Below are 15,275 nucleotides of genomic sequence, written 5' to 3'. Positions count from 1 at the left end.
CAGACATGGCTTTTTTTCTCCCCTCGCTCTACGGCACTCACTGCTTTCTGTCTTAAATCATCACTATAGGGTGCTGCCATGAAAGCTTCTCCTCATTTCTTTTTCTCTATTATGTCCTAACTATCCCGCTCTTTGCTATAGCAGTTTTTAAATAGGAAACCACCTCATTAATTGCTACTTCTGACGCTTTTTTACTGGCTCTTTCGACTAATTCCACCTTACCCGATTTGAGAGATTTACCCGTGACAATGCGATAGGGAATCCCAATTAAATCCGCATCTTTGAACTTAACACCTGCACGTTCATTCCGGTCATCTAAAAGGGTTTCAATGCCCGCTTGATTTAACTCATTGTATAAACTTTCGGCGGTTTTTACCTGCTCGGCATCGGCTAAATTAGGAATAACCACAATCGCTTGATAGGGGGCAATAGCTACGGGCCAAATAATGCCATCTTTATCGTAGGATTGTTCTACGGCTGCCTGGGCTAAACGCGATACTCCTATACCATAGCAACCCATACAAATGGGGGTAGATTCTCCCGCTTCATTAGTATAAAAAGCATTCATAGCTTGAGAATATTTATAGCCCAATTGGAAGATATGACCGACTTCAATTCCTCTGGCACTTTGCAAGGTTTGATTAGGATCATGAATAGCTCGATCGCCTACCCGGGCCTTGCGTAGATCGACGATTAATTCCGGTAAGATAAAATCCTTACCCCAATTGGCCCCCACTAAATGAAACCCGGTTTCATTAGCACCGGTGATAAAGTTTTCTAAGTCTGTCACCGTGTTGTCTGCTATGCGTAAAAACTTAGGAGCTATATCGCTGGCTTTTTTGAGTAAATTATCTTCTAAGTCGGGAGCAATATAACCTAAAGGTAAAGGTTTAGTTGCCCATTGCTGTTGAGCGGCAGCATCGGGTATTTTTAAAGCTAAAATTGTTTTAGCATTGTAACGGCCTGCCTGTCTAACTAATTCATTTTGTAGTTTAACTTCGTTGACCTCTTGATCGCCGCGAATATGCAGTAAAACTAAAACAGTTATGCCGCTATCATAAACCACTTCGTAGAGAACATTTTTGACGATAGCAGTGGCAGAACAATCGAGAAATTTAGCTAAACTTTCGATCGTGTTGGTGTTAGGAGTTTCTTTTTTAGCAAACTTTTTAAAGGGAGAAGCCACTTTATCTGCTGGCAAAGAAACGGCTTTTTCCACATTAGCCGCATACTTTTCATCGGCGGTAAATAAAACCTCATCTTCTCCGGCATCAGCTAAGACCATAAATTCTTGGGATGCGGAACCGCCAATCGCTCCAGAATCGGCTTCTACTGCCCGAAAAGCTAACCCACAACGGCGGAAAATATTGCGGTAAGCTATATCCATCGCTCGATAGGTTTTCTTTAAACATTCCTCGTCGAGATTGAAAGAATAGGCATCTTTCATAATAAATTCTCGCCCCCGCATTAAACCAAAACGAGGGCGAATTTCATCGCGAAATTTAGTTTGAATCTGATATAAATTAACCGGTAATTGTCGATAGGAACGAATTAAATCACGAGCGACGGCAGTAATTACTTCTTCGTGAGTCGGTCCTAATCCTAACTCCCGCTTTTGCCGGTCTGTCAGGGCAAACATAATCCCTTCTGCTTTTGTGTAGGTGTCCCAACGGCCTGATTCTTGCCAGAGTTCTGCCGGTTGCAGTTGGGGAAGTAAACATTCTTGGGCGCCGGCTTTATTCATTTCTTCCCGGACTATCTGGGAGACTTTCTGCAAAACCCGCCACATCAGGGGTAAATAGGCGTAAATGCCGCTGCCAATGCGACGAATGTAACCGGCACGCACCAAGCATTTATGACTGGGGATTTCCGCCTCGGCCGGATCTTCCCGGAGAGTGACAAAAAGCTGTTGAGAGAGTCGCATCCTATCGATATCCTTTTGAAAAGAAGACTTTCTATTATCTCATCAAAGGAGAGCGACTGCAATGAGCAATTACTTGTGTTGACAAACAATAACAGCGATCAGTTTACCGATTCTCAGGTATTTCCCCTCACAACTTGAGACTGGTTGGAGACGCATTGAACTCTAGTTCCAATTGCCTAACTCCCTTGTTCTCTACTCTAGGAAATATGAGCGTTCAGGTTGATCGCTGTTATCGTCGTTATCGAGACAGAATGTAACTTTAACAGGGTTTACTCCTTTGTGAACTTGACCTTATAACCTTGCCAGTTGATCTGTCAGGGAAGCTTTTTTCTTTAGCTTCAATTATTAATATAACATCGGATTGGAGCTAGAAGTCTTTCTCTTAATCAAAGTTTACATTACTGGGATCAAGGAAAAGCCTAGATGTTTTGACGCTTAACCGACCATAACTCTTATTATTCAAAAATTATTTTTAGGTGTTCATGTTCCGACGGCTCCACAGTTTTAGTCCTTCAAACCAGAAAATACTGACAACTCCAGAAACTAAGCTGACCAGCAAATCATCAGTATGTAGAAATGAAAAGCCGAACAGGTGTCTTAGCAAGGGAACATAGAGAACTAATCCCAAAAACAGCAGTCCACCGCCGATCACCCACCACAAAGCCTGATTAGGAGCTTGGAGCGTTTCTGGGATCGTTCGTGACCAGGAACGATTGGTTAGGATCATAGCGAGGTTGGAGATAATCAATGTCGTAAATGCTAAGGCACGAGCATCAAATTCACTATTGCCGTTGTTATAGGCGATCGCGAATACAATAACCAGTACCACTAAAACGCTGGTTCCTTGAAGCAAGGCTAATCGCAACGTCCGACGACTGAACAAGGGTTCTTTGGGATTGCGGGGGGGGCGACGCATAATATCGCTCTCTGCCGGTTCAGCTTCAAACACAACCGTGCAGGCCGGATCGATAATTAAGTGTAGAAAGGCAATGTGGATGGGGAGTAGCACCAAAGGCCAGCCAAACATGACTGGAATCAACGACATACCGGCGATCGGAACGTGAACGGCCAAGGTATAGGCCATCCCCTTTTTCAGGTTGTCAAAGATACGTCTTCCTAGTTTGACCGATTCGACAATGGACGAAAAATCATCTTTCAACAGGACCAAATCGGCAGACTCGCGCGCTACATCCGTACCTCGTTCACCCATGGCAATGCCGATATGGGCAGACTTGAGGGCCGGGGCATCGTTGACACCATCACCAGTCATGGCCACAATTTCCCCGGAGCGTTTCAGTGCATTGACAATCAATAGTTTTTGTTCGGGGACGACACGGGCAAAGATATTGGTGCTTTGAATGCGATCGCGCAGTTCCGACTCACCCATTTGCTCCAGTTCCCTGCCGGTGATCACCTTGTCTAAAGGCCTGAGTCCAATCTGACGGGCAATGTTCTGGGCTGTTACCGGATAATCACCCGTAATCATGACAACGCGAATTCCCGCACCATAGCATTCGGCGATCGCAGGTGCAACAGTAGGGCGCACGGGGTCTTCCAGGCCGATGAGTCCGACAAATTCAAACTCAAAGTCGTGTTGTTGCACAGGTAAGCGATCATCAGATTCTAAGTAGGCTAGAGGCTCGGATGACTCAAGAGCGTGGGTTTTGGGTAATGTTCCCATTTTGCGTCCTTGGGCGACTCCCAGAACTCGCAAACCCTCTCCGGCCATTGCCTGGATCTGTTCGACAAGCTCCTGTTGTTGAATCGGGCTGAAATGGCAGAGATCAGCGATCGCTTCTGGGGCCCCTTTTGCCGCAACGGTAAGCTCCCCCGTCAGGGATTCCCAGACACAGGACATGGCCAAGAGATCGGTGGACAGGGGATATTCGCGCAGTAGTTGCCAATCGCTATGCAGGTGTTCAGTCTTGGCCAGGTAATCCCAACCAATTTGCTGCAACGCTTTCTCCATCGGGTCAAAGGGATCTTTGCGACTCGCTAGAATGCCAAACTCGATCAGGGGATGAAGGACTTCGGGCAAGGGTTCGCGCTCGTGGAGCGTCACATCGTACAGATAAGCATTGGAGCCGCTGTAAACCAACAATTGTTTGACGGCCATTTGGTTCAATGTCAGGGTTCCAGTCTTATCGACACAAAGAACGGTGACAGAACCCAGGGTTTCAACCACTGGAATGCGACGAGTTAATACCTGTTTTTGCGAGAATCGCCACGCTCCCAGAGCCAGAAAGATGGCCAGCACCACCGGAATTTCATTGGGCAAAATTGCCATCGCCAGGGCTAATCCTGCCAAAAAGCCATGCAACCAATCGGCCCGGGTTAATCCATAAATCACCACCACCGCCGCACAAATGGCCAGCGCGATCATCGTCAATTTACCGACAATGCGACGGGTTTCTTTTTGTAAGACCGTGTCTTCCGGTTCAACCGTTTGCAGAGCTTTGCCAATTTTTCCCATTTCAGTATGTATGCCCGTTGCTTGCACCTGGGCAATGCCCTGCCCTTGCACCGCAAGAGTGCCAGAATAGACAGTGGGTAAGTCGTCTCCACCCGGTCTCAAGGTGGCTGAAAGTTTCTCTGGGTCTTCTTCTAGCTGGATGGTGCGTTTCCTGACCGGAACAGACTCTCCGGTTAACAGCGATTCATCAATCGTCAAGTGAGTGGACCACAGCAAAATCGCATCCGCAGGAACCCGATCGCCCTCCTCCACCACGATCAAATCGCCCTCTACCACTTCTCGGCCGGCAATCCGCTGCCGCTCCCCATCTCGAATCACCAAAGCCCGCGGACTGGATAAGTCCCGCAGTGCTTCTAGAGAACGTTCCGTTTTTTGCTCTTGGTAAAGATTGATGCCAATAATAAAAAAGACAAACCCCAATAAAATCAGAGCTTCTTGTGCATCACCCAAAAAGAGGTAGATGACACCACAGGCAATCAGGAGCAATAAAATCGGCTCTTGGATAATGTCTAGGGCGATGGTTAAAAAAGTACGATGCTGAGTTGAGGGGAGTTCGTTGTAGCCGTGCTGTTTCAAGCGATCACTAGCTTCTTGGCTAGACAACCCGTTAAACTGCCTATTTTGTATAGGTGCAACCATAACAATTACCTAGGTTTTTCACACAGGCTATTCTCGCATATAGAGAGTGGGTAATTGGACAAGGCTTACTTCTGTCTGAGATTAGATCGAATCTTTGAGAAGGTTGTCAGGAAAGCAACGGCTATGGTCGGCATGAGGGCTAAAGGCTGAACTCACCCGCCGCCAATAAACTTGGATGATTACAGATACTCTACCATAAGGGCGGGTGCGGTGATTTGTTAGACTTACTGACCTTGCCCTGGCTGACAATCTGCAAAACTTAATGCCTCTGTGTCTAGAACAATGACGGCTTCAACGGGATAATCAATTTCAGTTGCACGAGCAATCAAGGCATCCTGAATCCAGTCTGGTAAGCGTCTTAAAATAATTTCTGCATCAGTGGACGAGATTCCCTCTGAAGGTTTTGCCTGCATGGGTTAGGACTCCAGATGAAGCGACAGAAACCGCGACCTCATACCAATTTTCAATAGTCGTGACTAACATCTGAAAGTGCAATTCCTTTCTCCGAGAGGGATTGCGCTTTGAAATGATCAACTAAGTCTGTCATTACTTTTGAAAAATGATATCAGCCCTAGGCGGGTTGCGTGTAGTTCATGGATAGGGGAATTCTTCAAAATTATCCGCTCCCAGTCCCTCAAAATCACCTTGACAGACCACTAGAATCGCCCTTAATTTTTGTCGGTTGTCAGTCCCAGCCCTAGGGCTGGCTGAATAAATCTAAAAACCTTGTTGGATAAGACTTTTAGACTTTTTTCCCCTCAAAAAGTGCCAGACTTTGGAGTGATCGGGAGTAAAATTCAGGTACTTTTTCCCTGAAAATTAGGTAGTTGACCACCTAAAAATCGGTAAAACCCTACACCCCACACCCCACACCCTGCCCCCACGAAAAACTTTTTGCCGCAAACCCTATCTAAATTACTCGTTCAGACTGTCTATGAGCAGGGAGCAGGGAGAGGGAGTTTGAGCATTTGTACTAAAATTCCCCATAGGCAGTTTAAATGTACTACAGCTTAAAACCCGACACCCTGCGCCACGAAAAACTTTTTCAGCAAGCCCTAACTATATTCTTCCCCGACACTGAGGTTAAAGAGCATTTGCAGGGACTGTAAACAGCGCTTGCGGGCTTCGATATCCTGTTGGGCGCGCAGTTGTACCATGGGTTCGTGAAGGATTTTATTGACGATACCACGGGTCATTGCTTCGATAACTTCTTGGTGTTTTTCGGCGAATTCCGTCCCCAGACGGGAGAGGGCCTTTTCTAATTCCTGTTCGCGAATATCTTCAATTTTGCTTCTTAAACAGCTAATTGTCGGTACAGTGTCCAAAGAACGCCACCAAAGCTCGAAAGCTTCTACTTCCTGCTCTAGGAGTGCCTCTGCTTCCCTAGCCATCTGACGGCGACTTTCCTGATTGGCGGCAACCACCGCTTTAAGATCATCGACGTTAAAAGCTTGCACTTGTGCCAATTCCTTCACGTCGGTATGGACGTTGCGGGGAACGGAAATATCGATTAACATCAGCGAGTTAGCAGAAATCGTCACTTCTGTCAATAAAGTTTTAGTTAAAATTGGCTCCGTGGCTCCGGTACTGGTAAAGACGATATCCGATGCCGCTACGGTAGTCATCATCTCTTCTAAGCCATATAGTTGCAGCGGTAGGTGAGGAAATTCACGGGCCAACTCCTCGGCCCGTCTTTGGGAGCGATTGATGATCGCAATTTGCTGAGAACCCTTAGCCAGAAGGTGAGTAACTAATAATCGGGACATTTTCCCTGCCCCGATAATAGCGATTTTCTTGCTGCTCAGGTCTGCCACCTTAGCATGGGCTAACTCCACCGCCGCCGAACTGATCGATACGGCTCCCGTGCCGATGCTGGTTTCCGTGCGGACGCGTTTACCGGCAGTCATCGCTTGTTTAAACAGGCGATCGAGTAATTGACTAATAGTATTGTACTTTTGAGCTAATTTATGGGTATTTTTAACTTGAGCGAGAATTTGCCCTTCACCGAGGACAAGACTTTCTAAACCGGCCGACACCCGGAGCAGATGACGGACAGCATCCTGATGCAGCAGGGTAAACAGATAACGACGCAGGACATTAAGGGGAATATGCCCGATTTCAGCGAGAAACTGGGTAATTTCCACCACGCCCTTTTCCGTATCCGTAACCACGGCGTAGATTTCCAAACGGTTACAGGTACTGATAATAGCCACCTCTTGGATGTGGGGATAACCCTTGAGGTGGGTAAGGGCGGACTCGATTTTCGCTTCCGGGATACTCAATTTTTCGCGAATTTCCACAGGGGCTGTCTTGTGACTCAAGCCCACTACAGCAATATTCATTTATGTTCTCCTACAAATGTTGCTCAGGCTACAAAAATTATTGATAAAGATCAGTGCGTTATGTCTCTAATTGTTGCAATTTAGTCCCAATCGGGATGCAAATAAAAGATGTTTGAAAAAAAACTTTATATATTTTTACCAATGGGGGCGAGGTGAGCCATGCCCACCCCACCGGGTCAGGGAATTATCTCAGTTGAATGTATTTGGGTTGGTCGAACAGGTGAACGGTATCGACAAAGCGAGCGGTTTTCGATTGGGTGGAGATAACCAAGCTTTGGGTACGAGCGCCACCATGGAAGAAGCGGACCCCTTCCATCAGGGTGCCGGGGGTGATCCCACAGGCGGCAAAGAGGACGGTTTCGCCACTGGCTAATTCTTCGCAACCGTAAACGCGATCGGGATTAGTGATGCCCATTTCTTGCAGACGAGCGAGATTACCCTCGCGGCTTTCGCCGATTAAACCGGTTTTGACCACTTCGGGATCATAGATTAATTGTCCCTGGAAGTGACCCCCCAGACAACGCATAGCCGCCGCTGAGATTACCCCTTCTGGAGCGGCACCGATACCCATGAGAGCATGAATATTAGTTCCCGAAAAAGCGCAGGAAATAGCGGCCGATACGTCACCATCGCTGATCAGACGAACTCTGGCCCCAGCGTTGCGGATTTCTTGGATTAATTCCTTGTGACGGGGACGATCCATAACTACTACCACCAGTTCTTCGATCGAACGATTGAGACAATCGGAAAGAACTTTCAGGTTTTCCGTCGCCGATTTATTAATATCCACATGACCTTTAGCTGCTGGGGGAGCGGCTAATTTTTTCATATAAAAGTCAGGAGCGGCGAATAACCCACCTTTTTCGGAGATCGCTAACACGGCCATGGAACCATTTTGACCGTAGGCAACCAAGTTAGTGCCTTCGCAGGGATCGACGGCGATATCGATTTCGACCAATTCGTCGGGATTACAATATTGTTTGGCATCAACTTGGGTACAGATACCCACTTCTTCGCCAATATAGAGCATGGGAGCCTCGTCTCTTTCCCCTTCTCCAATAACGATGCGACCGCGCATATGGATTTTATTCATCCGTTCGCGCATCGCTTCTACAGCGACGTGATCGGCGATATTTTTTTCGCCTTTACCCATCCACTTCGAGGAGGCAATGGCAGCCTGTTCGACCACTTCGATAATTTCTAACCCTAGCGTACTTTCCACTCGATGATCCTCCCTACAGCTGATCTATGATTTATCTAGTGAGTTTGTTTCCTTAACAGTCAAAAGTCTATCACCAGACGGGGATCATTCTTAAGTTTTTATGTAGATCATCTGGAGGGGACTGTTATGGCTAGGGAGTTTTTGCGACTGCGAGGGCCTAATCTTGGCTATTGGGGCTTTTATCGCTGATTTGGTCTAGCGATCGCCTCAAGGGATGTTCTTACCCCTGTTGTTACTGCTAGACAAGGGCAGCTTTGTCGATACTAAACATCTGCTATAGTTTTGCCGAGCAAAATTATCCACCCTATTCCGTTAATCCTTCAGCGTGTTTAACCGATGCTAGAATGCACCAAGAGACTCGGTTATTCTAGACAAGCTAAAACCCACTTTTCTTGGCAATTGAGTTAAAACGTCATCGGGTAAGGTTTTAAACTGTTGCCTGATCTCAACAAGCAATTTAAATGCGCGGGCAGCTTAACTGCCTATAACTCCGTTTGTTAACGAAGCCAATAAACTATAGCGGTAATAATACTCAGAATTACCACAGTCCAGCGCAGATAAGTAGGAGAGATAATTCTGGCCAGTTTTCCCCCCAATAAACCCCCAATTAAAGAGCCAATTGCTACCACTATCGCCGCCGACCAATATACCTGATTAGAAAAGAGAAAAAACCAAGATGCCGCCACGTTAACCACCAAAGAAAGCAACTGTTTTAAAGCATTTAATCTCGTGAGATTATCCTTGAGAAATAACCCCAAAATTGCTAACTCAATCACACCTAAACCCGCTCCAAAATAACCACCATAAATTGAAGCGAGGGCGATGGGTAAAACCGCCCAAATTTCTGGTATATTGCCCTTTTTATCTCCCTGTCGCCGCTGCAACCAAGAGCGTAAAGTATCTTGAAAAGCCAATAAAGCCGCCGCTAAAAGAATCAGAAAAGGAATCAGGCGGTCAAATACTTGATCGCTGCTATTTAACAGCAAAATACCACCGATAATGCCGCCAATAACTGCCGATGGTAGTAATAACTGAATCCGTTTTTGTTGCCCGTGCAGGTCTTTTTTTTGGGCGAGGGTTGCCCCCAGATAACCGGGGCATAAAGCGACGGTATTAGTCACATTTGCCATCACCGGTGGGATACCCACCGCCATCAGCGTTGGAAAAGTAATCAGACTACCGCCACCGGCAAGAGCATTAATTAAGCCGGCAGCCACGGCAGTGATTGCTAGGAAGCCATACTGAATAGGCGTGAGCATTTAGGCGTTAGGGATAGTAATTAGGGCTAAATCAATTTTTTCCTCGTCAACTTGCTTAATTTCGGCTCTAATTCCTGGTCCAAAGTATCTTTCGATTTTTTCTTGTTTTGCCAGCCACTTTTCTAGGGGTAAAAGGGGCGATTCAAATTCTAGAGTGAAACAATAGGCGGAATCAACAGCAGTTTCACGAATTGCCACTAAAGTCGGTCTTTCCTCGTCCGTGGGGCTTAATCCCAGCTTTTCTAGGGCTTCATCCAGATGCACTTCCTGTCCGTAGCGATAGCGGGTGACATCGTTGCGAAGTTTGGTTTGGGTGACAGTAGCCTGTTGTTGGCGCAATTGCAAGATTTCGGGGCTAGTGGGTTGACTGAAGGGTATCGGTTTGATTTCTGAAGCTTTTAGGGCTAAACCTCCCAATAATAACGGTAATCCGTAGAAAAACCCCGCTAAATTGACCGTGGCGTTACCTTGGGCATAACCGATAATGCCGATAACCGTTAAAATACTGCCTAAAATTAAGCCAAAGTATGATAGTCTAATTTTTCTGAGCATGAAATAATTTTTTTCTTGAGTACGCTAATCCTTTAGAGATTATACAACTCAAAAGAATCTTTTTTGCAGAGGGGCAGTGGGGAGATTTTTCAGTTATTAGCTACTGAAGGCAATTAGTGTCTATTGCCTATTGCCTTAGTGTCTATTGCCGATGTACTCGCAATTTCTCAATTAATTGAGATAATTTCTGGTCAGAAGCGGCAGTAATAAAGTCTAATTTAAACTTTTGTCCCTGACTGAGATATTCTGCATAACTAGACAGAAGAAAAGGACGAAACTTTTCATTATCCGCAATATAAACTTCAAAAAAAGCCACCAATAAAGCCCCCGCATAATCCTCGATTAAATTTTGATTGGGTAAAGTGATATCGACCACAGACTCTAGGGTTTTTTGCATTCCTGCATCCAATTCCGTAAAATTTACATGAGCTTGTCCCTCCACCATGGCCAGATATTTATCTGGCGTTTTTAACCAAGTAAAAGGAATGGCCTGTTCAAAAATCGGATTAGCTGCCGGGTCATAACTTCCAGAACCCAAGAGGACAGGAATCGAGATTTTACTTAAACCTTTTTCCCCAAAAATACTGCGGTTAACGGGATTAGCTGCAAAGACAGCCGTGACTCGTTCATCGCGAAAATTATAGACCTGTCTAGGCAATTCCAGGGCGCGACATTCCAGTAAAATAGCGATATTAATCCCGGAGTAAGGACGATTACAATCTTGGGCGAGATTATCAAAATCAATTTGTGCGCCGGCAACAGCTAGAGATGTATAACCTCCAAAGGAATGACCCGCTACTCCCACATTAGTGAGGTCAAGTTTACCTTGAAATTGACTAGCATTTCGTCTGGCTAATTCATCGATGACAAAGCTAATATCTTTGGGTCGATTAATAAACTCATTGCCATCAAAAATATTGCGATAATACCCCCCTAACATTCCTTGTAGGTATTGGGTATCACTGCCGGGGTGTTGCGGTGCCGCTACTAAAAATCCGTAGGAAGCTAGATGTTCAATTGCTTGGGCATAATCTTCTGGTCGCGAGGCTAATCCGTGGGAAAAAATAATTACAGGTGTTTTACCTTCTCGGAAAGTTTGCGGGATATAAACATTGACATATAAACTGCGATTGCGACTGCTATCAGTTAAGTTCCAAACTTCTTTTTTTACCTGAAAGCTACCGCGCTGACGCAGATCGGGTAAACTGGTATAATTAATCGCTGGTTTAACGGCAGCAGCTTCCTCGGCTGTCCAGAGGCGCATATCTTTAATAAATATTTCCGCCACATAAACCGCATAATCGATGGTTTTAGCTAATCCGAGGATTTCTTCCCCCTGTAACTGTATATTATTGGGGAATTTTTTCAGGACATTTAAAAGGGTTAATCCTCCCGGATCGAAAGCGGCACTAACAATCGCACCCCGCAGGGCATATTTACCATTAATTCCCCCTTCAATGGTGATGCCTTTGCCCAAACGAGAGAGCATATCAGCACCCATCACACTATTAAAAAAACGAGATAGTAAAATAGGATCGATGTCAATCTTTGTTAATAAAGCCTCACGAAACTTCTCTCTTGCTTCGGGAGTTGCTCTGGACAGAAATCTTTTTAAATTAGCGTCGATTTTTCCTTCTTTAGCAAAATTTTCTAGGGATGCTACCGATACGGAAAAGACGAGGGGTGTATAGACAAATTCAATTTCTTCGGCGGCTTTTAGGGGTAAAGTGGTGATACCTGCAGCGAAAAGACCTAGAAGGAAAGCTCGCAGCCGACGGGTGGTATTATTTCTGGGAAAACGATTTTGTAAACGGGGGATAATCATGGGATTTTTAGTTAGGGTAAATGACAACAATTAAAAGGGAAAAGTAGCATACGGCCAGTTGAAAAACGGTCTTGGTTACTTGATTTCCTTAACCACGGCTCAAAGGTATTGAGACGAAGGTTTCTAAGGTACTAAGGGGCCAATTTAAGGCTAGGGCAAGCGATAAAGTGCCAAGCAAAGTAGGACGAAAAAGCATTAGCAAAACCTCGATAGATTCATCTGGGATATTTTAATTATAGATTATTGATAATTTTTGAATATACTATCTAGAATAGTAAGTTATAATTGTTTTTATGTCAAGATATTAACCATTAATAAAAAACAATAAATACATGGATTTAATAAGTGAAAGTGATATATTTGGCGATGAAAATAATCAGATAAGCTTTTTGACTGGGATAAATTGCTAATTATTACGAATATGAATATCTTGTTGCGGGAAGGGAATCTCGATACCCTGTTGAGTAAACCTATCAAGAATAGCACAATTAATATCACTAATGACTCGCTTTTTCCCGTTAACATCATCCAACCAGAACTTTAATTCAAAGTTTAAACTAGAATCACCAAAATTAATAAAAAAGGCTACTGGTTGCGGGTTTTTGAGTATGTGAGGATGTTGATCAGCAATGTCTAGCAATAAATTCATCACCTGTTGAGAGTTAGAATTATAACCAACTCCGATAACAACTGAACAATAAATCAAGTTATCACTACCCGTGTAGGTGGTGACATCCTCAGTAAAAAACTTTTGATTGGGAATAATTTTTTCGGAATTGTCTGTAAGAATTTGCACCGTTGTCGCTCGGATACCTAGCTTTTTTACCTGAGAAGTCTGTCCTTCAATATTAATTATATCACCGGGTTTGAGAACTTTTTCAAATAATAGTAAAATACCGCTAATGAAATTACTTACCACTTGCTGCATACCGAAACCAATACCCACCGATAAACCGCCAGTAATTGCCGCTATTGCCGTTGCATTAACTCCCACATAACCCAAGATGAGAATAAAACCTAAGACAATGAAAAAATAACGTCCTAACAGTAAAGTTGCTTCAATTTCACCGCGACTCGCTTGCTGATTTAAATTAGTAATGCTCAGAATTATACTCTCTATAAGAACAACAATAATTACCAGAAAATAGGGAGCTATTATCAAAATAAATATGCTTCTCAATGTGATCGGACTATTGAATAAATTGAAGGGAGATACTTGGGCAATTTCTTGAATATTATTGTAAACACCAATAATATTTCTCAGGAGGAATAATACCAATAAAGGTGCTAAAAGCCGACCATGATAATATTTAATTGTATTGACGGAAAACCTAGCATATAATCCAGCTAATAAACAACGATAAATCAAATAAAAAAATATTAATTGTATGGATAAATTAATCATTCCTCTTGTCCAGTTTTGACTGAAAAAAATTAGATACTTTAAGTCAAGTAAAATTAGACTAATAACTGGAAAATTAAGAAACTCTATCAGGATAGCAAAATATTGATGGAGGGTTAATTTTTTATCACTGTGAATAAAACTGATGCCGTGAGGGAATCGTTTTCTCAAGTAAGACCATAACCATTTTGATAATAACCAAGCAAGAATTAAAGACAGAAAAATGATCGCTAATTGACTTTGAACATTTCTGCGTCCTAAAAATAATAATTGGTTAGCAATTATTTCCGAAAGAGAGGGAATATTGTTGTTCATAATTAATTTATTTTCCCGACTTCCTGATCGAGACCTGATTGAATATAAAGTGTCAGTTTTTGGGCTGCTGCTGAGGAAGATATTTCACCAGCGATCGCTCTTTCATACCAAAATTCTCCTTTTTCTAAAATTTTATTCAACTTTTCCCAATCATCCAGAGGTACTGCCACGGCATTTTGAGATTGTTGTAATAATACCGATTCGATCGGTAGTAAATTTCCTTCGATCTGCACCCGTCGATTAGTGGGAATAAAACTTTCTGTTTGGGTGATTGCTTGTAATTGTTGTTTGGGATTAGAGAGAAATTTTCCTAAAGCTAACCCCAACCTATTTTCATTATCACTATTATTACGATTAAATACCATCACCCGTGTATAGAGAATTGGTGCTGCTTTACCTTGAGTGTCTTGGGGAAGTAACGCGACTCTGAGATCATCTTGGAGGCTGTTTTTTAAATCGGCAATTTCAATAGAATTACACACATAATAGGTTAAGCGGCCTCTAGCAAAGGCCTCATGAAGCAATTCCCGTTGACGATTGAGGATAAAATTAGGCTGTGACGAGGCAAATTTTAGCCATTCTAGCCATTTTGCCCAACCATCCAAGCGAGGTTGCAGCCTACCCTGATCATCCCACAAATAGCCGCCAAAAATTGCCATTCCCCAAAAAGTATCTTCAAAAGAGGAAACTATCCCCACAGAATAACCTTTGCGCGCACGTTCCACTAATCCCCCTAAACTGGTGGGAGGTTGCTTCAGCAGCGGATCGGGACTAACTTGTAATTTTTTTTGATTATAACACAGTACATTGGTACGAGAACCTAAGGGAATACCATAGATTTTTCCTTGATAGCTAACTTGTTTCAGCGTCGGGGGATAATAAATAGATAAATCTAGATTGTTCTGGTCAATTTCCCCCAGTACTCCTTGGGATACTAACCTGGGTATATTTCTCGAAAAAATTAGAATAACACTCGCACCCAATCCGCTTTGAGATTGTTTAAAAAAACGTTCTGGTATCTCATCGATAGGAATAGCTTGTTCGAGAATTGTCACTTGCGGATTTAATTTTTCAAACTCTTGCAAACCGAGACCTAGTATTTCAGTTAAATTTCCCTCTTCTGGATACCAAACCAAAAGGGTTCCTTGCCGTTGCTCCGATGATTGGTTAGGAAGATCACTAAAACAAGCATAAAGAAAAATTGGCATCAAGATAAAAAGCAATAGGAGCGATATAATTCCCCTTATTTTTTTACTTCTCCAAACAGTTTTAACTCTGAGCCTTAGAAATTGCATCGCTCGTGATCCTTCAAAAATCTTGCC

10 protein-coding genes are annotated in these 15,275 nt (G+C 43.8%); all 10 read right to left on the bottom strand.

Features of this window, described 5'->3' with window-relative positions:
• Positions 1 to 109: 109 nt before the first annotated feature.
• Positions 110 to 1,924 carry a proline--tRNA ligase gene (locus IM475_RS09165; protein ID WP_287727355.1) on the bottom strand — a complete coding sequence of 605 codons (1,815 nt, stop codon included), beginning with the start codon at positions 1,922 to 1,924 and terminating at the stop codon, positions 110 to 112.
• Between the two features lie 472 nt (positions 1,925 to 2,396).
• Complete coding sequence (locus tag IM475_RS09160) at positions 2,397 to 5,036, bottom strand: cation-translocating P-type ATPase (protein WP_287727354.1); 2,640 nt, start codon at positions 5,034 to 5,036, stop codon at positions 2,397 to 2,399.
• 224 nt (positions 5,037 to 5,260) lie between these two features.
• Positions 5,261 to 5,449, bottom strand: a complete 189-nt coding sequence (locus tag IM475_RS09155; RefSeq protein ID WP_287727353.1) for a hypothetical protein — start codon at positions 5,447 to 5,449, stop codon at positions 5,261 to 5,263.
• A gap of 642 nt (positions 5,450 to 6,091) precedes the next feature.
• The gene (locus IM475_RS09150) at positions 6,092 to 7,378 is read right to left on the bottom strand and encodes a glutamyl-tRNA reductase (protein WP_287727352.1); all 1,287 of its coding nucleotides are present in this window, start codon (positions 7,376 to 7,378) and stop codon (positions 6,092 to 6,094) included.
• Between the two features lie 184 nt (positions 7,379 to 7,562).
• Entirely contained in the window at positions 7,563 to 8,600 is a 1,038-nt protein-coding gene (glpX, locus tag IM475_RS09145; protein WP_002756310.1) for a class II fructose-bisphosphatase, read from the bottom strand.
• Between the two features lie 497 nt (positions 8,601 to 9,097).
• Positions 9,098 to 9,859 carry a sulfite exporter TauE/SafE family protein gene (locus IM475_RS09140; protein ID WP_287727351.1) on the bottom strand — a complete coding sequence of 254 codons (762 nt, stop codon included), beginning with the start codon at positions 9,857 to 9,859 and terminating at the stop codon, positions 9,098 to 9,100.
• Positions 9,860 to 10,411, bottom strand: coding sequence for a DUF2854 domain-containing protein (locus IM475_RS09135; protein WP_287656717.1), 552 nt, complete (start codon positions 10,409 to 10,411; stop codon positions 9,860 to 9,862).
• A gap of 142 nt (positions 10,412 to 10,553) precedes the next feature.
• Entirely contained in the window at positions 10,554 to 12,236 is a 1,683-nt protein-coding gene (locus tag IM475_RS09130) for an alpha/beta hydrolase (RefSeq protein ID WP_287656716.1), read from the bottom strand.
• A 406-nt stretch (positions 12,237 to 12,642) separates the two neighbouring features.
• Complete coding sequence (locus IM475_RS09125; protein WP_287727350.1) at positions 12,643 to 13,953, bottom strand: mechanosensitive ion channel family protein; 1,311 nt, start codon at positions 13,951 to 13,953, stop codon at positions 12,643 to 12,645.
• A 2-nt stretch (positions 13,954 to 13,955) separates the two neighbouring features.
• A complete protein-coding gene (locus tag IM475_RS09120; protein ID WP_287656713.1) occupies positions 13,956 to 15,248 on the bottom strand; it encodes a sugar ABC transporter substrate-binding protein in 1,293 nt (430 codons plus the stop codon).
• Positions 15,249 to 15,275 lie beyond the last annotated feature (27 nt).

This window comes from Microcystis sp. M061S2, from assembly GCF_020245605.1.
Classification (GTDB): domain Bacteria; phylum Cyanobacteriota; class Cyanobacteriia; order Cyanobacteriales; family Microcystaceae; genus Microcystis.
Note: the sequence above shows the minus strand (reverse complement) of the source record. Positions and strands in the feature narration are given on the sequence as shown.

Bases quoted from the DNA above. Each gene is read 5' to 3' on its own strand.
- IM475_RS09165 (WP_287727355.1), bottom strand. From the start codon at position 1,924: ATGCGACTCTCTCAACAGCTTTTTGTCACTCTCCGGGAAGATCCGGCC.
- IM475_RS09160 (WP_287727354.1), bottom strand. From the start codon at position 5,036: ATGGTTGCACCTATACAAAATAGGCAGTTTAACGGGTTGTCTAGCCAA.
- IM475_RS09155 (WP_287727353.1), bottom strand. From the start codon at position 5,449: ATGCAGGCAAAACCTTCAGAGGGAATCTCGTCCACTGATGCAGAAATT.
- IM475_RS09150 (WP_287727352.1), bottom strand. From the start codon at position 7,378: ATGAATATTGCTGTAGTGGGCTTGAGTCACAAGACAGCCCCTGTGGAA.
- IM475_RS09140 (WP_287727351.1), bottom strand. From the start codon at position 9,859: ATGCTCACGCCTATTCAGTATGGCTTCCTAGCAATCACTGCCGTGGCT.
- IM475_RS09135 (WP_287656717.1), bottom strand. From the start codon at position 10,411: ATGCTCAGAAAAATTAGACTATCATACTTTGGCTTAATTTTAGGCAGT.
- IM475_RS09130 (WP_287656716.1), bottom strand. From the start codon at position 12,236: ATGATTATCCCCCGTTTACAAAATCGTTTTCCCAGAAATAATACCACC.
- IM475_RS09125 (WP_287727350.1), bottom strand. From the start codon at position 13,953: ATGAACAACAATATTCCCTCTCTTTCGGAAATAATTGCTAACCAATTA.
- IM475_RS09120 (WP_287656713.1), bottom strand. From the start codon at position 15,248: ATGCAATTTCTAAGGCTCAGAGTTAAAACTGTTTGGAGAAGTAAAAAA.